The organism is Methylobacterium phyllostachyos (genome assembly GCF_900103445.1).
GTDB classification, from domain to species: domain Bacteria; phylum Pseudomonadota; class Alphaproteobacteria; order Rhizobiales; family Beijerinckiaceae; genus Methylobacterium; species Methylobacterium phyllostachyos.
Genome location: NZ_FNHS01000001.1, coordinates 363,295 through 377,961 on the forward strand (window position 1 = coordinate 363,295; position 14,667 = coordinate 377,961).

At 70.5% G+C, this 14,667-nt stretch carries 19 protein-coding genes; 10 read left to right on the forward strand and 9 right to left on the reverse strand.

Annotated features, from left to right (window positions below; translation table 11 throughout):
* Window positions 1-7: 7 nt before the first annotated feature.
* The gene (locus tag BLQ49_RS01690; protein WP_091712761.1) at window positions 8-493 is read right to left on the reverse strand and encodes a hypothetical protein; all 486 of its coding nucleotides are present in this window, start codon (window positions 491-493) and stop codon (window positions 8-10) included.
* Complete coding sequence (locus tag BLQ49_RS01695; protein WP_425283965.1) at window positions 490-2,067, reverse strand: chloride channel protein; 1,578 nt, start codon at window positions 2,065-2,067, stop codon at window positions 490-492. The genes BLQ49_RS01690 and BLQ49_RS01695 overlap by 4 nt, the downstream gene beginning before the upstream one ends.
* Window positions 2,068-2,439: 372 nt before the next feature.
* Here BLQ49_RS01695 and BLQ49_RS01700 point away from each other — a divergent pair, with 372 nt between their 5' ends.
* A complete protein-coding gene (locus BLQ49_RS01700) occupies window positions 2,440-2,862 on the forward strand; it encodes a MarR family winged helix-turn-helix transcriptional regulator (RefSeq protein ID WP_091713106.1) in 423 nt (140 codons plus the stop codon).
* Between the two features lie 39 nt (window positions 2,863-2,901).
* On the opposite strand, the gene BLQ49_RS01705 is transcribed toward BLQ49_RS01700, so the two are convergent.
* Window positions 2,902-3,927: a polyprenyl synthetase family protein gene (locus tag BLQ49_RS01705; protein WP_167627600.1), complete on the reverse strand. Its 1,026-nt coding sequence runs from the start codon at window positions 3,925-3,927 to the stop codon at window positions 2,902-2,904.
* A 165-nt stretch (window positions 3,928-4,092) separates the two neighbouring features.
* Here BLQ49_RS01705 and BLQ49_RS01710 point away from each other — a divergent pair, with 165 nt between their 5' ends.
* Together BLQ49_RS01710 and BLQ49_RS01715 are read left to right on the forward strand one after the other, a co-directional pair.
* Window positions 4,093-4,317, forward strand: a complete 225-nt coding sequence (locus BLQ49_RS01710) for a putative signal transducing protein (RefSeq protein WP_091712764.1) — start codon at window positions 4,093-4,095, stop codon at window positions 4,315-4,317.
* On the forward strand, window positions 4,314-5,069 hold the full coding sequence (locus tag BLQ49_RS01715; protein ID WP_091712766.1) for a tRNA1(Val) (adenine(37)-N6)-methyltransferase: 756 nt from the start codon (window positions 4,314-4,316) through the stop codon (window positions 5,067-5,069). The genes BLQ49_RS01710 and BLQ49_RS01715 overlap by 4 nt, the downstream gene beginning before the upstream one ends.
* A 9-nt stretch (window positions 5,070-5,078) precedes the next feature.
* Here the strand turns inward: BLQ49_RS01715 and BLQ49_RS01720 are convergent, their stop codons facing one another.
* The gene (locus BLQ49_RS01720) at window positions 5,079-5,390 is read right to left on the reverse strand and encodes a hypothetical protein (protein ID WP_091712768.1); all 312 of its coding nucleotides are present in this window, start codon (window positions 5,388-5,390) and stop codon (window positions 5,079-5,081) included.
* A gap of 37 nt (window positions 5,391-5,427) precedes the next feature.
* Window positions 5,428-6,102, reverse strand: coding sequence for a trna delta -isopentenylpyrophosphate transferase (locus tag BLQ49_RS01725; RefSeq protein ID WP_091712769.1), 675 nt, complete (start codon window positions 6,100-6,102; stop codon window positions 5,428-5,430).
* 273 nt (window positions 6,103-6,375) lie between these two features.
* Between BLQ49_RS01725 and BLQ49_RS01730 the strand changes: the two genes are divergently transcribed.
* Genes BLQ49_RS01730 through BLQ49_RS01740 form a run of 3 tightly spaced genes read left to right on the forward strand, consistent with a single transcriptional unit; the run spans window position 6,376 to window position 7,941 of the window.
* Window positions 6,376-7,176, forward strand: a complete 801-nt coding sequence (locus BLQ49_RS01730) for a heme ABC transporter permease (protein WP_091712771.1) — start codon at window positions 6,376-6,378, stop codon at window positions 7,174-7,176.
* Window positions 7,177-7,186: 10 nt separating this feature from the next.
* Complete coding sequence (gene ccmD, locus BLQ49_RS01735; protein WP_091712773.1) at window positions 7,187-7,330, forward strand: heme exporter protein CcmD; 144 nt, start codon at window positions 7,187-7,189, stop codon at window positions 7,328-7,330.
* Window positions 7,327-7,941, forward strand: a complete 615-nt coding sequence (locus tag BLQ49_RS01740) for a DsbE family thiol:disulfide interchange protein (RefSeq protein WP_091712775.1) — start codon at window positions 7,327-7,329, stop codon at window positions 7,939-7,941. Before ccmD ends, BLQ49_RS01740 begins: the two co-directional genes overlap by 4 nt.
* Here BLQ49_RS01740 and BLQ49_RS01745 read toward each other — a convergent pair whose 3' ends face one another.
* The gene (locus BLQ49_RS01745; RefSeq protein ID WP_091712777.1) at window positions 7,942-8,556 is read right to left on the reverse strand and encodes a septation protein A; all 615 of its coding nucleotides are present in this window, start codon (window positions 8,554-8,556) and stop codon (window positions 7,942-7,944) included.
* Window positions 8,557-8,644: 88 nt separating this feature from the next.
* On the opposite strand from BLQ49_RS01745, the gene BLQ49_RS01750 reads away from it, so the two are divergent.
* Entirely contained in the window at window positions 8,645-8,905 is a 261-nt protein-coding gene (locus tag BLQ49_RS01750) for a type II toxin-antitoxin system VapB family antitoxin (protein WP_091712779.1), read from the forward strand.
* On the forward strand, window positions 8,902-9,297 hold the full coding sequence (locus BLQ49_RS01755) for a type II toxin-antitoxin system VapC family toxin (RefSeq protein ID WP_091712781.1): 396 nt from the start codon (window positions 8,902-8,904) through the stop codon (window positions 9,295-9,297). Before BLQ49_RS01750 ends, BLQ49_RS01755 begins: the two co-directional genes overlap by 4 nt.
* On the opposite strand, the gene ftsY is transcribed toward BLQ49_RS01755, so the two are convergent.
* A complete protein-coding gene (ftsY, locus tag BLQ49_RS01760; RefSeq protein WP_091712783.1) occupies window positions 9,294-10,646 on the reverse strand; it encodes a signal recognition particle-docking protein FtsY in 1,353 nt (450 codons plus the stop codon). The two genes, BLQ49_RS01755 and ftsY, sit on opposite strands and share 4 nt — an antisense overlap.
* A 57-nt stretch (window positions 10,647-10,703) precedes the next feature.
* On the opposite strand from ftsY, the gene BLQ49_RS01765 reads away from it, so the two are divergent.
* Window positions 10,704-11,396, forward strand: coding sequence for an RluA family pseudouridine synthase (locus BLQ49_RS01765; protein ID WP_091712784.1), 693 nt, complete (start codon window positions 10,704-10,706; stop codon window positions 11,394-11,396).
* Window positions 11,397-11,507: 111 nt separating this feature from the next.
* Here the strand turns inward: BLQ49_RS01765 and mtaB are convergent, their stop codons facing one another.
* The gene (mtaB, locus tag BLQ49_RS01770; protein ID WP_091712786.1) at window positions 11,508-12,734 is read right to left on the reverse strand and encodes a tRNA (N(6)-L-threonylcarbamoyladenosine(37)-C(2))-methylthiotransferase MtaB; all 1,227 of its coding nucleotides are present in this window, start codon (window positions 12,732-12,734) and stop codon (window positions 11,508-11,510) included.
* The gene (gene dapF / locus BLQ49_RS01775) at window positions 12,731-13,621 is read right to left on the reverse strand and encodes a diaminopimelate epimerase (RefSeq protein ID WP_091712788.1); all 891 of its coding nucleotides are present in this window, start codon (window positions 13,619-13,621) and stop codon (window positions 12,731-12,733) included. The genes mtaB and dapF overlap by 4 nt, the downstream gene beginning before the upstream one ends.
* A gap of 226 nt (window positions 13,622-13,847) precedes the next feature.
* Between dapF and BLQ49_RS01780 the strand changes: the two genes are divergently transcribed.
* Window positions 13,848-14,582, forward strand: coding sequence for a GyrI-like domain-containing protein (locus BLQ49_RS01780; protein WP_091712790.1), 735 nt, complete (start codon window positions 13,848-13,850; stop codon window positions 14,580-14,582).
* Window positions 14,583-14,667: the final 85 nt, after the last annotated feature.

Here is a 14,667-nt window from a genome sequence, read left to right on the forward strand (position 1 = left end):
TCGCGGGTCAGTCCGTCCCGGACGATTCGTAGACCGTGACCACGCCGTCCGCCTCGGGGACGATCACCCGCCAGCGCCGGGCATGCGGCAGGTCTGCGGGGTCGATCGCGCTGGCAACACCGCTGACGACATCGAAGGTCGCGAGCCGCCCATGGCCGTCGCGGCCGCATAGGTAGGCGCGGCCGTCACCCAGATGGAGCGCCGCCGGGCTCGCTTCGGCCCGACCGAACGCGATATCGCCGATCGCCCCGCTCGGTACGAGGACGGCCCCCTGCAGTTCGAGGACGTCGACGTCGCTGGTGAGACGGGACAGAACAGGGAGATCGCCGCGGGCGCCGCTGCGCCGGTTGAGCAGCAGCGCCCCGCGCCGCCCTTCCCAGATGACGACGAGAGCGAGGTCCGGCCCAGCAGGGCCCGCCGCCAGGTAGCAGGTGCCCGGTTTCAGGCGGTCCAGGTTGACCGTCCGCCCCGGGATGCGAATCTCCGTGGTCATGCGCCCGAACCCGCCCTGCGCCCGCTCCGCCCCCTCCGGAAGAACGCGCGGCGCTCGGCCTCGGACCGCACCACAGTGGCCCGGACCTGAAGCAGATCCTTGCGGGTCAGGAGCCCGATCAAGCGCCCACTCAGCGGATCGGTAACGGGCAGGCGCCCCTGCCCGGCCGAGAGCATCACGTCGAGGGCGTGCGAGACGACATCCCCCGGATGGACCACGGCGAGGTCGGCATCCGAGACGCGCTCGCCCAGGGTATCGTCCGCTGGCTCCGCGGCCCGCGCCTCAAGGGTCCAGCGCAGGGCCTCGTTGCGCGAGACGAGTCCCACGGGACGGCCGACCGCATCGACCACCGGATAGGCATGGTGCGCGCCGGCTTCGATCGCGGCGAGCGCGTCAGGCAGTGGGAGGTCGGCGTCGAGGGTCTCGACCGAGCGGGTCATCACCGCCTCGACCCGGGCGAGATCATAGGGGTCGATCCCATATTCCCGGGTCACATGCTGGCCGCGCCGTGCGATCTTCTCCGTGAGGATGGAGCGCTTCAGGAGCAGCACGGTGACCGCATAGGCCGTCATGGTTGCGGCGAGCAGCGGTGCAAGCGCGGCAACATCCCCCGTCACCTCGACCGCGAAGACGACGCCCGTGAGCGGCGCCGGCAGCGTGCCGCCGAGCATCGCCGCCATGCCGATCAGCGCCCAGAACCCATGCGCGCCCGGCAGGACGAGGCCGATCAGCCAGCCCGCGGCGCCGCCGAGGATCAGCAGCGGCGCGAGCACGCCGCCCGATGTGCCAGACGACAGGGCGAAGAGCCAGATCACCGCCTTCACCGCCAGGATCGTCACGACGGCACCCGCCAGCATGTGGCCGGACAGAAGATCGTGGATCACGTCGTAGCCGACGCCGAGCGCCCGCGGCTCCACGAGACCGCCCAGACCCACCACGACCGCGCCGAGCGCTGGCCACCACATCCAGTGCAGGGGCAGGTGGCCGAATCCGTCTTCCAGGGCGTAGAGCGCCCGGGTCAGGACACCGGAGATCAGGCCGCAGGCGAGGCCCAGGGCCGCGCAGGCCGGCAGGCCCCACCAGGGCAGCGCCGGATTGTCGGCGAAGGGAAACAGCGGGCCCGCCCCGAACAAAGCCGGCCGCCAGCAGGCTGCCGTCACCGCCCCGACCGTCACCGGAACGAGGCTGCGCGGGCGCCACTCGAACAGCAGCACTTCGACGGCGAGCAGCACCGCCGCCACGGGTGTCCCGAAGATCGCTGTCATGCCGGCGGCAGCGCCGGCCACCAGCAGGGTCTTCCGCTCGGCGGCGCTCAGGTGAAAGAACTGCGCGAACAGCGAGCCGACCGCGCCGCCCGTGACGATGATCGGCCCCTCGGCGCCGAACGGGCCGCCGGTACCGATCGCCACCGCCGAGGAGAGCGGCTTGAGCAGAGCCACCTTGGGCGACATCCGGCTGCCGCCGATCAGGATCGCCTCCATGGCCTCCGGGATGCCGTGGCCGCGGATCTTATCAGAGCCGTAGCGCGCCATCGCGCCGACGATGAGGGCGCCGATCACCGGAATCGCCACCATCCAGGGGCCCGGCGTGGCGCCGGCGAGGGAGGTCAGGGCCGTGTCGAAGCGGCCGTACCACGCGAGATTGGTCACGAGGCCGATCAGCGTGAGCAGGATCCAGGCGGTCCCGCTCGCCGCGGTGCCGGTGACGACGGCCATCCCGGCGAGGATCACCACGCGCCGGTCGGCGCTGAAGTCGCCCAGTGCCCGGCGTCGCGGACTGCCGCTCTCGAATTCGGTTCCGCCGTCCGTCAAGGCTCTCTCCCATCGATCGCCAGCCATTTATATCGGATTACGATATATACAACCGCCAGTCGACGGCTCAGCGAGGCGTGCCAGCGTCGGCCGGCATGGGATGCGCATGAGCGCCCGATCACCCGGGGGATGGCGATGGATGCATCGGAAGGCGAGCGGTTATCGACTGAGCAGTACGCGGCGCTGGCGCAGTTCCGCTTCCAGCTGCGGCGCTTCCTGGCCTTCAGCGAGGCCGCGGCCGCCCGGGCCGGGCTGCCGCCACAGCAGCATCAAGCCTTGCTGACCCTGGCCGGCCATGTCGGCCGCATCCCGGCCACCGTCGGATTGCTGGCGGAGCAACTGCTCATCGCGCCCCATAGCGCCGCCGAGTTGGTCGCCCGCATGGTCGATGCCGGATTGCTCACGAAGACGCGGGCCGCGGAGGATCGGCGCCGGAGCGAGCTGGCGCTCACGCCCCGCGCCGAGGCGCTGCTGCGGACCCTGACGGCGGCCCATCTGGAGGAGTTGCGCGGGCTGGCGCCCGCTCTGGCCGAAGCGCTGGAGTCCGCGACGCGTTGACCCGGATCGCCATCGCAGTTCCGGCAGCGAAGCGCTGCCTCAGCGCGCCCGCGCCACACAGAACTCGATGGCCCCGTTGAGCGCCGCCTTCACCGGTCCATCCGGGAAAACATCGAGCGCCGCCCGGGCCTCGGCGCCGTAATGGTGGGCGCGGGCCACGGTCTCCTCCAGCGCGCCGTGGCGCTGGAGCAGGTCGAGGGCCGTCTCCAGATCGCCGTCGCGGATCTCGCCCTGCTGGAGGGTGCGCCGCCAGAAGCCGCGCTCGCCCTCGCTGCCCCGGCGATAGGCCAGCACGATCGGCAGGGTGATCTTGCCCTCGCGAAAATCGTCGCCGACGTTCTTGCCGAGTTCGGCCGAGGTGCCGCCGTAATCGAGCACGTCGTCGATCAACTGGAACGCGATGCCGAGGCTCATGCCGTAGGACCGCGCCGCCGCCTGCTCCGCCTCGGGGCGCCCGGCCAGCACCGGCCCGACCTCGCAGGCCGCCGCGAACAGCTCGGCGGTCTTGCCGCGGATCACCGCGAGATAGGCGGCCTCGTCGGTCTCCAGGTTCTTGGCGTTGGTGAGCTGCATCACCTCGCCCTCGGCGATCACCGTGGCGGCGGCCGAGAGGATGTCGAGCGCCCGGAGCGAGCCGACCTCCACCATCATCCGGAAGGCCTGGCCGAGCAGGAAGTCGCCCACCAGCACCGAGGCCTCGTTGCCCCACTTGATCCGGGCCGCGACCCGGCCGCGGCGCATGTCGCTCTCGTCGACCACATCGTCGTGCAGGAGCGTCGCCGTGTGCATGAACTCGACGCTGGCGGCGAGCTTCACGTCGCCGTCCGTGTCCCCCGCGTAGCCGCACAGCTTGGCGCAGGCGAGGGTCAGGATCGGGCGCAGGCGCTTGCCGCCGGAGGCGATCAGGTGGTTCGCCACCTCCGGGATCATCGTCACCTCGGACCCCGTCCGCGACAGGATCGTGGTGTTGACCCGGGCCATGCCGTCCGCCACCAGCGCGACGAGGTCGTTCAGCCCCGCCTCGACTTCGGGCTTCGGGTTCTCGATGGAGAGGGCAATACCCAAGATCCGCGACCTCCAGACCGGTTCCACTCCGGGCGGCGGGCGATCCCTTCGCACGGGCCCCGCAGCGCCGCAACATCGGTGCCGATCGGATATGGGACGTTCCCGACGCGGAGCCGACGCGGCGAAACCGCCGGGGCAAGAGCAGGCCGTGACCGGGGGACCATTATGATCGAGTTGATCCGGGCCAACGACGTGGTGCTGATCGGGTTTGCCCGCACGATCCTCGAAGCCGCCGAGATCCCGGTCCTAGTCGCCGACAGCCACATGAGCCTGATGGAGGGTTCGATCGGGATGTTCGGCCAGCGCCTGCTGGTCCCGCGCGACTACGAGGCGCAGGCCCGGCGCCTCCTCGGCGATGCTGGGATCGCCCACGAGTTGCGTCAGCCATGACGGAGGCGCCGGATGCCTTCCTGGGCGGGCTTCTACGCCTGCATCAGCCGCCGCGCGGGGCACACCGGGCAGGGACAGACGCGGTGCTGCTCGCCCGCCTGCTCGCGCCGGACGCAAGCGACCGGCTCTGCGATGTCGGCGCTGCCACGGGCGCGGTCGGGCTCGGCTGCGCGGCGCTGTGGCCCGGCCTTCGGCCGACCCTGGTCGAGCGCGATCCCGCTCTCGCCGAGCGTGCCCGAGCGAATGCCGCCCTGAACGGCATCGAAGCCCGCGTGATCGAGATGGATGTCCTCGCCCCCGCGGCGGAACGCCACGCCGCAGGTCTGCAGCCGGACAGTTTCGATCTGGTGCTGACAAACCCGCCGTTTTTCACGGCTGGCCGTCACCGGGCTTCGCCGCATCCCGGCCGTGCCGCAGCTCACACCTTCGCCGGGGAGAAGGCCGGGCAGGAGCTGGATGCCTGGATCCGCGCCTGCACGGCGATCCTCCGACCGGGCGGGCGACTGGGATTGATCCACAGGGCCGACGCCCTCGCAGTGTGCCTGGACAGTCTCCGGGGTCGCTACGGCGATCTGGCGATCCGTCCGGTTCATCCCCGGGCCGAGGCCCCGGCGATCCGGATCCTGATCCGCGCCGTCAAGGGAAGCCGTGCCGCGCTGAGCCTTCAGCCGCCCCTCATCCTGCACGGGCCGGACGGTGCGTTCACGACGGAGGCCGCAGCGCTTCACGGCACTGCGCCGGCAAATCGTTGACCACGCCGCTCAGGCCGCCAAAGCGGTGGGCTCCGCGTCCCCGATGCCCAGGAAGCGCTCGACTTCCGGAAGATCCGCGAAAGCCAGGAATTCCGGGCGCAGCGGCGCCGGAAGACCCTCGAAGTTCAGCCCGGGGAACGTATCGGGATGTGGGTAGAGCTGCCAGACGGCGCCTGGCTCCACCGGTGGGAACAGGATCGCGACCTTCTCGTCGCCGAGGCGGACGATCCGCGAGGGGCTGTACGACAGGGTCTCGATGCTCCAACCCCGGTGGGCGTTTCCGTGGGCCTTCATGGTGCGGCGGCGTGTCGCGCGGTGCATGGCGGTCTCCTGCGGTTGCGGGTCGATATCGGGTGAGTCAGGCGGCGTTCTTGCGGCCGGAGCGCTTGGGCCAGCCGAGCGCCACGAGGCGGGCCTTGGCGTAGTCGCGGACCTCGTCGCGGGTGCCGGGTGGCATCGCGGCGAGGATCGCCTGAGTGGCGCCATCCAGCATCAGGTCGGTGACCGCGTTGATCGTCTCGGCCTCGTCGATGCGGCGCTTCAGGTCGCCCTCGGCCTCGGTGACGTCGTCGAAGGCGGGCGCCTCCTCGAAATCCTCGTCGACCGCCCGGACGGGGATCTGGTGGGCGCGGAACTCGTCGGCCTCCTCCTCGGAGTAGACCAGCCCGTGCAGCTCGATCAGCTTGAGGATGACGCGGTCCTTCCCGCGCTTCTCGGCCATGGCGTAGACGTAGGCCGCCTGCTTGCCCGAGACGCGGTAGTTCACGTTGACCAGCGCCTCGCCCATCGACCACTCGACCCGCTCGGTGCCGGGCTTGGTGCCGGGCAGGCGGCCGGTCACGAGGATCACCGCCTCGTCGCGCTCGGCCCGGATGATGGTCGGCGGTTCGAACACGATCCCGGCCTGAGCGGCGATCCGTTCGAGCGTCTTGTGATAGATGACGGCCGTCCCCTGGACACGCCAGACGTTGCCCCCGAAGGGCTCGCCGTAGCGGACGAGGATGTCGGCGATCTGCTTGTCGGCGGTTCGCATGGGAGTTCGATCCGGCGGAAGGGGCCGCGTCATCCACAGCTTTATACGGCGACGCTCTTTCGTTCTCTTTTTGTTCGTATCTATATGCGCAATTTCCCCGCCTTTCGCAAGGGCGGACGGGCAGCGCAGGCGTGTTTTTGGCTCCGCCCCAGGGGAGCACCCTTGCTGCAAAAAGCGCTCGGTTCCGTGATCCGGCGCGTTGAAGCCCCGCATTGTTGCTGCACCGCACCCTAAGGTAGACCGGCCGTCACGATGTCCGAGACAGCAGCCGTGATGACGCCTTCCCTCTGGACCCGCCTGTCGAATCCCAGCCACTTCATGCGGTGGTCGGGCGCGCTCGTGCCGTGGCTCACGGCCCTGTCGCTCGCCGTTCTGGCCGTCGGCCTGTACCAGACCTTCTTCACCGTGCCGCCCGACTATCAGCAGGGCGAGACCGTGCGGATCATGTACATCCATGTCCCGGCGGCGTGGCTTGGCGTGTTCTTCTACGCGGCCATGAGCGTGTCGGCGATTGGCACCCTGGTCTGGCGCCATCCGCTGGCCGACGTGGCCCAGCGGGCGGCAGCGCCGATCGGCGCGGCCTTCACGCTGATCTGCCTCGTGACCGGCTCGCTCTGGGGCAAGCCGATGTGGGGCACCTACTGGGTCTGGGACGCGCGGCTGACCTCGATGCTGGTCCTGTTCCTGATCTATTGCGGCATCATCGCGCTCTGGCGGACCCTGGAAGACCCGAACCGCGCCGCCCGCGCGGTGGCGATCCTGACCCTGGTCGGCGCCGTGAACCTGCCGATCATCAAGTTCTCGGTGAACTGGTGGTCGACGCTGCACCAGCCGGCCTCGATCCTGCGCATGGGCGGCTCGACCATCGATCCCTCGATGCTCTACCCGCTGCTCGTCATGATCGGCGCCGCGACCCTCGGCGGCACGACGCTGCACCTCTACACGATGCGGACCGAGATCATGCGCCGCCGGGTGCGCACGCTGACGATCCGCGAGGCCGAGCGCCTGGACCGCGCCCAGCCCCGCATCACCCCGCAGCCGTCGGGCGGGCTGCCAGTCGGACAGCCGGTCTAGGAGCGCTGCGATGGATCTCGGGTCTCACGGCGGCTTCATCCTGGCTGCCTTCGCCTTCACGGCGCTGGTGATGGCCGCGCTTATCGGCAACGCAATCCGCGACCGGCGGGCGCAGCTGCGGGCACTCAAGGGTTTCGGCGAGGACCGGCGATGACCGACCCGCACAACGACGTGACGGACCGGCCGCCCCCGGTTCGCCGCTCCCTCCTGCTGATCTTGCCGGCGCTGGCCTTCACGGCACTGGCCGCCGTGTTCTTCCTGCGCCTGCGCTCGGGGGTCGACCCGGCCGCCCTGCCCTCGGCGATGATCGGCAGGCCGGTGCCGAATTTCGACCTGCCGGCCGTGCCGGGGCTCACCGCCGGCGGCGCACCGGTGCCGGGCCTGTCGAGCGCCGAGTTGAAGGGGCAGATCACGGTCCTCAACGTGTTCGCCTCGTGGTGCGCGCCCTGCCAGGTCGAGCACCCGATGCTGATGCGGCTCGCCAAGGAACCGGGGATCCGGCTCGTCGGCATCGACTACAAGGAGCCGAACCCGGAGGCTGGGCAGCGCTTCCTCGCCCGGCACGGCGTGCCGTTCAGCGCCGTGGGCGCCGACGCGAGCGGGCGCGCGGCGATCGATTTCGGCGTCTACGGCGTGCCCGAGACCTTCATCATCGGCCCGGACGGGGTGATCCGCGACAAGCTCGTCGGCATCCTGACGCCGGAGAATTTCGCGAGTGTGCTGACGCGGATCCGGGCCGCCGGCAAGGTCGCGGCGGCGGAGTGATCACGCCTCCGGTTGCGCGGCCTTGTTCTCATAGCGGGTCAGCAGCGGAGTCTGAGCCAGGGCGAACAGCACGGTGATCGGCATGATGCCGAACACCTTGAAGTTGACCCAGAAATCCTCGGTCTGGGTCCGCCACACGATCTCGTTCAGCGCCGCCAGGACGAAGAAGAACAGTCCCCAGCGGAAGGTGAGCTTGCGCCAGCCCTCCTCGGTGAGGCTGAACATCGAATCGAGCACCACCGACAGGAGCGGCCGCCCGAAGGCGAGGCCGCCGAGCAGCACCGTGCCGAACAGGGTGTTCACGATGGTCGGCTTGACCATGATGAAGGTCTTGTCCTGCAGCGCCAGGGTCAGCCCGCCGAACACCACCACGACCACGCCGGACACGAGCGGCATGATCGGCAGGCGCCGCATCAGCGCGTAGTGGATCGCCAGCGCCACCACGGTCGCCGCGATGAACAGGCCCGTGGCCACGAACAGCTTTTGGTCGGGGGCGACGCCGAATTTCTCCGAGTAGGCGTTCCCGAGGAAAAACAGCACAAGCGGCCCGAGTTCGAGCGCCAGCTTCATCAGCGGCGGCAGGTGGCGGCGCGGGGGGACGGATTCGATCTGCATGCGGGTCAGTTGGCTCGGATGCGGCGCGCTTGGTAGGCTGGACGCGCCGGACTGGATTCGTCGGGGTGTGTGTAACGCAGGAGCCGCGATGTCCATCACGATCGAGAATGCCGAGATCGAGGCGCTGCTGGCCGACCTCACGCAGACGACCCGGCGGAGCGCGCCGGATCTGCTGCTGGAGCTGCTGCGGCGGGAGCGCGAACGGCTGGCCGATGATTGGCAGCGCGAAGCGGCAGCGGCGATTGCGTCGGGGCGGCTGCTGCACGAGCGTTGGAAGGCGGCGGAGGACATCGACCCTCGCCCGATCGATGAGATTCTCGCTTATGACGAGAATGGCCTGCCGGTATGAACGCCCTGGCTGTCATCGACACATCGATCTTCATGGCAATCCTGCTCAGCGAGCCGGACGCGGATCTTTGTAGTCAAACGATCCGGTTCTACCGAAAACGCGTTATGGCGGCGGCGACATATCTCGAATGCGCGATCGTCAGCAGCAAGAAGACGACTGGCCGGGCTAACCTCGACGACTGGCTCCTTCGAGAGGCGATCACGGTCGTCCCCGTCGACCACACCCTCGCGCAGATCGCCGCCGACGCCTTCGCGCGCTACGGCAAAGGCCGGCACCCGGCCGGCCTCAACTTCGGCGATTGCTTCGCCTACGCGCTCGCCCGGTCGCTGAACGCGCCGCTCCTGTTCAAGGGCGACGACTTTTCGCGCACCGACGTGCTGAGCGCCGTCTAATCCTTCTCCAGCCCGGCGATCGCCCGCGCGAAGTCCCGGGCCGCGAAGGGCTCCAGATCCTCCACCCCCTCGCCGACGCCGATGAAGTGGACAGGCAGGCGGAACTTCGCCGCCAGCGCCACCAGAATGCCGCCCCGGGCGGTGCCGTCGAGCTTGGTCATCACCAGCCCCGAGACCGGGGCCGCCTGCGAGAAAAGCTCCACCTGGCTGATCGCGTTCTGGCCGACCGTCGCGTCGAGGACGAGGAGCGTGGCGTGTGGCGCCTCCGGATCCTGCTTGCGCAGGACGCGCACGATCTTCTCCAGCTCGGCCATCAGCCCGGCCTTGTTCTGGAGCCGGCCGGCGGTGTCGATCAACAACACGTCGGTGCCGGCCGCCGAGGCCTGCTTCAGCGCGTCGAAGGCAAGGCCCGCCGCGTCCGCCCCCTGCGCGCCGCTCACCACCGGCGTGCCGGTGCGCGCGCCCCAGACCTTGAGCTGGTCGATCGCTGCAGCCCGGAACGTGTCGCCGGCCGCCAGCATCACGGTGCGGCCCTCAGCGCGCAGCTTCGAGGCCAGCTTGCCGAGAGTGGTGGTCTTGCCGGCCCCGTTCACCCCCACGGTGAGGATCACGAACGGCTTCTTGGTCGCATCGATGGCCAGCGGCACCGCCACGGGCTCGAGAGCGCTCTCGACCTCGGTGGCCAGGATTGCCCGCACCTCGTCGGGCGAGATGCCCTTCTCGTAGCGGCCCTTGCCGACCGCCTCCGAGATCCGCATCGCGGTCTCCAGGCCGAAATCGGCCTGGATCAGGGCGTCCTCCAGATCCTCCAGGGTCGTGGCGTCGAGCTTGCGCTTGGTGAACAGGCCCGTCACCCGCTCGGACAAAGCCGAGGAGGTGCGCTTCATCCCGGAGGTGAGGCGGCTCCACCAGCCCTTGGCCTCCGGCTCGCGATCCGGCCCGGCGCCGGCATCGTGGGCGAGGGCCGCCGCGGCATCGACCGGCTGGATGTCGGGCTGCGGCTCGATGACCGGCTCACGGTTCGCGTCCCCGGTATCCACCGGATCGGCGCCGTGGGCGGGGTCGTCGCCGGCCGTGCCCGCGGGGGGACGCTCGGCCTCGCCCTCGATCGGCAGCAGATCGGCGCCCTCGACCACATCGGCCACCGGCTCGCCGGTCTCCTCCGGCGGCAGCGGGATGGTCTCGACATCCTCCGCGCCCGTCGCAAAGTCGGGCTGGCCCTCGGAGGGCGAGGCCGCCTCCGCGGGGAGGTCCGCTTCCGGCTTGTCGTCAGGCTTGTCCTCGGCCGCACCCTGGCCCTTGCGCCCGAACAGGCGTCCGAACCAGCCGGGCTTTTCCTCGCTCGCCATGCCGTCGCGTCCTCACCCTACCTTGCCGACCCGGCGCCAACGATCTAGCCGATCCGGATGTCCAACGCCTTCGACATAGGCGCGCGCCTCCTCTACCGCGATGCCCTGCTGCTCGTCATCGACAAGCCACCGGGTCTCCCGGTCCATCCGGGCCCGCGCGGCGGCGAGACGCTGACCGATCATCTCGATGCCCTGCGCTTCGGGCTGCCGCGCCGGCCCGAGGCCGCGCACCGGCTCGACCGCGACACGTCGGGCTGCCTCGCGCTGGGGCGCCACGCCAAGGCGCTGGCGCGGCTCGGCAAGCTGTTCGCCGGAAGCGCGGTGGACAAGACCTACTGGGCCGTGGTCGAAGGCGGTCCCACCGAGGAGGCCGGCCGCATCGACCTGCCCCTCGCCCGCCGGTCGGACGATCCCCGCTCCTGGTGGATGAAGGCCGACCCCGCCGGCGACCCGGCGCTGACGCATTGGCGGGTGCTCGGCCGGGCGGACGGGCGCACGTGGCTGGAGCTGAAGCCGGTCACGGGCCGCACGCACCAGCTCCGGGTGCATTGTGCGGCCTCAGGCTGGCCGATCCTGGGGGATTCAATCTACGGTTCGGCGCCGCGTGGAAGTGCCCTGCATCTGCACGCCCGGACGCTGTCGATTCCGCTCTATCCGAAGCGCGCGGCCATCTCGGTGACCGCACCACCACCCGCGCATATTGCTGCGGCCGCCGCCGCGATGGGGCTGGGAGAATGTCACGACGCTTAGCCGTGCGCATGCCGCAATCTGAGGCGGCCTGACCGAGTGAAACGCGCTCTTTCCCGGACGCCTGCAACGCAGTGAAAGGTGATCCGGGACCGAGCACGGAAAGCGCCGCGCTCAGGCTGCGATCAACCGCGCACCGTCGTGCGCCGCGATGGCGACAGTGAGCATCGTGCCGGGCTCCATCTCGGCCGCCAGCCGCACCGGCGTGAAATCCGCGGCCCGTCCCGTCCCACCCCGCTCGGCCAGCACGGTCAGATCCCGCCCGACCTGCCCCTCGAGGTGCCGCAGCAGGGCCTGCGCGCCCGCCTCCCGCAACCGCGCCGCACGCTCGCGGATCACGCCCTGCGCCACCGGCGGCATCCGCGCCGCCGGTGTCTCGGGGCGGGGCGAGTACGGGAAGACGTGGAGATGCGTCAGGCCGCATTCGGCCACGAGGTCGAGGGAGCGGGCGAACTGCGCCTCGGTCTCGGTGGGGAAGCCCGCGATCAGATCCGCCCCGAACACGATGTCCGGACGCAGCCGCCGCGCCGTCTCGCAGAAGCGGATCGCGTCGGCGCGGGCATGCCGGCGCTTCATGCGCTTGAGGATCAGGTCGTCGCCCGCCTGAAGCGAGAGGTGCAGGTGCGGCATCAGCCGCTCCTCCTCAGCCAGAGCCTCCAGCAGGGCACCGTCCGCCTCTACGGAATCGATCGAGGACAGGCGCAGGCGCGCGAGGTCCGGCACCGCCCGGAGGATCGCCCGCACCAAGATGCCGAGGGAGAGGGGCGCGTCCGGCAGGTCGCGGCCATAGGCGGTGAGATCGACGCCGGTGAGCACGACCTCCCGGCCGCCATGGGCTACGATCGTCTCGACCTGCGCGATCACCTCGGCGACCGGCACCGAGCGCGAGGGGCCGCGGCCGAACGGGATCACGCAGAAGGTGCAGCGGTGATCGCAGCCGTTCTGCACCGGCACGAAGGCCCGCGTATGCCCGGCGACGGCGGCGATCCGGGTCGGATCGGCCGCGCGCGAAAGCATGACAGCCCCCGGCCCGCTCCCGGCGCTCGACCAGCCCTCCGGCCGCAGCTTCTCGCCGTTGCCGACGAGGCGCGCCACCTCGGGCATCGCCGCGTAGGCTGCAGTCTCGACCTCGGCGCCGCAGCCGGTGACGACGATCTCAGCCTCGGGCCGCTCGCGGGCAATCCGGCGGATCGCCTTGCGGGCCTGCCGCCCGGCCTCGGCGGTGACCGCGCAGGTGTTCACCACGATCCGGTCGCGCCCGTCGGCGCCGGCATGGACGCGCAAAGCCTCCGACTCCACAATGTTGAGCCGGCAGCCGAAGGTCAGCGTCTCGACGCTCATCCGGCGGCGCCGGAAAACAGTTCCGGCGCGAGCGTCCCCTCGGCCACAAGCGCGACGGGTCCGGTCATCAGGACATGGTCGTCGGCGCGCCATTCCACGAACAGCTCCCCGCCCGGCAGCGCGACCTGCGCCTGCCGGCCGATCATCCGCAGCCTGGACGCCGCCACCACGGTGGCGCAGGCGGCGGTACCACAGGCGAGCGTCAGCCCGGCGCCCCGCTCCCAGACCCGCAGCTTGATCGTCTCGCGGTCCGTAACCTGGGCGATCGAGATGTTGGCCCGCTCAGGGAAGAGCGGGTGGTTCTCCAGCATCGGCCCGATCCGGCCGAGGTCGAACGTGTCCGGGTCGGCCTCGACGAAGAACACCGCGTGCGGGTTGCCCATGTTCACCACGCCCGGCGAGTGCAGCACCGGATCGTCGATCGGCCCGACCTGTAACTCGATCCGCCGCGTGTCGGGGAACGGCTCCGCCAGGGGGATCTCGTCCCAGGCGAGCTTCGGCCGGCCCATATCGACCGTGAAGGCGCGCTCCGAGACCCGGCGCACGCCGAGCAGGCCTGCCTTGGTCTCTAGCGTCAGCCGGCTGCCCTCGGCGGGGCGGGCCATGGCCGGATCGTCGAGCATCGCGTAGGCGACGCAGCGGGTGCCGTTGCCGCAGGCACCGGATTCCGAGCCGTCGGTGTTGTAGATCCGCAGGAACGCGTCCGTGCCGGGGCTCACGGGATCGTGCAGCACCATCAATTGATCGAAGGCCGAGCCCGGATCCTGCGCGATCGCCCGCGCCTCCTCAGGCTGCACCGTCGCGGTAGAGCCGCGCAGGTCCAGCACCACGATGGCGTTGCCGGCGCCGTGCATCTTCAGGAAGCGTCTGTGGGCGAGTGCGCTCATGCGGTCCCGCGGCTCGAAGGGGGTCGGCCGGCTATATGGCAAAACCGGGGGGCCGGCGCGAGTGGGCCACCGTCGTGGCAGATGCGCCGCATCCGCGGTTCTCATTCGGGGCCCTCAAGCGCCACGTTCTTGCACGGCACACTCGCGGGCGATCCCGAACGCCGCTACCCTATGTGGTGGGAAGCCCGGACGGACGATCCGCCGGGTCCCGTCCGGAGCGCCCATCGTGATCCGCCTTCGCCCGCTCGTCTTCCTCGCCAGCCTCGTGCTCGCCGCCGGCCCGCTCGCCGCGCAGCAGCCGGCCCCGCCGCCCTCGACCGCACCGTCACCGGCTCAGACGAACCCGCTGCCGACCACCACGGCCCCGAACCCGGCGCCCGATCCCGGCAAGAGCCCGGCACCGGCCCCCGAACAGGCGGTGGCGCCGCCGCCGGCCGGGCAGAATGCCGTCGGGACGCCGGGGCGCCCGACCCTGATCGACAAGCCCGGCGAGCCCGGCGACGTCGACGAGGTCACGCTGCCCACCAAGCCCGCCGCCATCGTCACCGGCAAGACGAAATGGGAGGAGGCGGTGCCGAACCTCAAGCAGGCCTTCGCGCGGATCGAGGCGGACCTCGCCAAGCTCGGCATCGCCCCGGCGGGCCGGCCGCTCGCGGTCTTCACCCGGACGGACGACGATGGCTTCGAGTTCGAGGCGATGATCCCGGTGGCATCCGCGCCGAACCCGCCCCCGGCGGAGGCGGACGGGCTGCGCTTCGGCACGACGCCGTCGGGCAAGGCGCTGCGCTTCGCGCATCACGGGTCCTACGAGTCGATCGACGGCACCTACGAGACGCTCACCGCCTATCTCGATGCAAAGGACATCGTGGTGCAGGACCGCTTCGTGGAGGAATACGCCAGCGACTTGAAGGACAGCACCGACGATAATCTGGATGTGAATATTTATGCGCTGGTGAAATAGGGGGTGAGATCTACGGATCCGCACGTATCCCGCCCCCGCAAAGGGGGGAGGGAGAGCGCGCCCCGATCGGACAGATCGCCGCTGC

Bases quoted from the DNA above. Each gene is read 5' to 3' on its own strand.
- BLQ49_RS01745 (WP_091712777.1), bottom strand. From the start codon at position 8,556: ATGCAGATCGAATCCGTCCCCCCGCGCCGCCACCTGCCGCCGCTGATG.
- BLQ49_RS01695 (WP_425283965.1), bottom strand. From the start codon at position 2,067: ATGGTGGCGATTCCGGTGATCGGCGCCCTCATCGTCGGCGCGATGGCG.
- BLQ49_RS01700 (WP_091713106.1), top strand. From the start codon at position 2,440: ATGGATGCATCGGAAGGCGAGCGGTTATCGACTGAGCAGTACGCGGCG.
- BLQ49_RS01690 (WP_091712761.1), bottom strand. From the start codon at position 493: ATGACCACGGAGATTCGCATCCCGGGGCGGACGGTCAACCTGGACCGC.
- ccmD (WP_091712773.1), top strand. From the start codon at position 7,187: ATGGATCTCGGGTCTCACGGCGGCTTCATCCTGGCTGCCTTCGCCTTC.
- ftsY (WP_091712783.1), bottom strand. From the start codon at position 10,646: ATGGCGAGCGAGGAAAAGCCCGGCTGGTTCGGACGCCTGTTCGGGCGC.
- BLQ49_RS01720 (WP_091712768.1), bottom strand. From the start codon at position 5,390: ATGCACCGCGCGACACGCCGCCGCACCATGAAGGCCCACGGAAACGCC.
- BLQ49_RS01740 (WP_091712775.1), top strand. From the start codon at position 7,327: ATGACCGACCCGCACAACGACGTGACGGACCGGCCGCCCCCGGTTCGC.
- BLQ49_RS01715 (WP_091712766.1), top strand. From the start codon at position 4,314: ATGACGGAGGCGCCGGATGCCTTCCTGGGCGGGCTTCTACGCCTGCAT.
- BLQ49_RS01710 (WP_091712764.1), top strand. From the start codon at position 4,093: ATGATCGAGTTGATCCGGGCCAACGACGTGGTGCTGATCGGGTTTGCC.
- mtaB (WP_091712786.1), bottom strand. From the start codon at position 12,734: ATGAGCGTCGAGACGCTGACCTTCGGCTGCCGGCTCAACATTGTGGAG.
- BLQ49_RS01750 (WP_091712779.1), top strand. From the start codon at position 8,645: ATGTCCATCACGATCGAGAATGCCGAGATCGAGGCGCTGCTGGCCGAC.
- BLQ49_RS01730 (WP_091712771.1), top strand. From the start codon at position 6,376: ATGACGCCTTCCCTCTGGACCCGCCTGTCGAATCCCAGCCACTTCATG.
- BLQ49_RS01725 (WP_091712769.1), bottom strand. From the start codon at position 6,102: ATGCGAACCGCCGACAAGCAGATCGCCGACATCCTCGTCCGCTACGGC.
- dapF (WP_091712788.1), bottom strand. From the start codon at position 13,621: ATGAGCGCACTCGCCCACAGACGCTTCCTGAAGATGCACGGCGCCGGC.
- BLQ49_RS01755 (WP_091712781.1), top strand. From the start codon at position 8,902: ATGAACGCCCTGGCTGTCATCGACACATCGATCTTCATGGCAATCCTG.
- BLQ49_RS01765 (WP_091712784.1), top strand. From the start codon at position 10,704: ATGTCCAACGCCTTCGACATAGGCGCGCGCCTCCTCTACCGCGATGCC.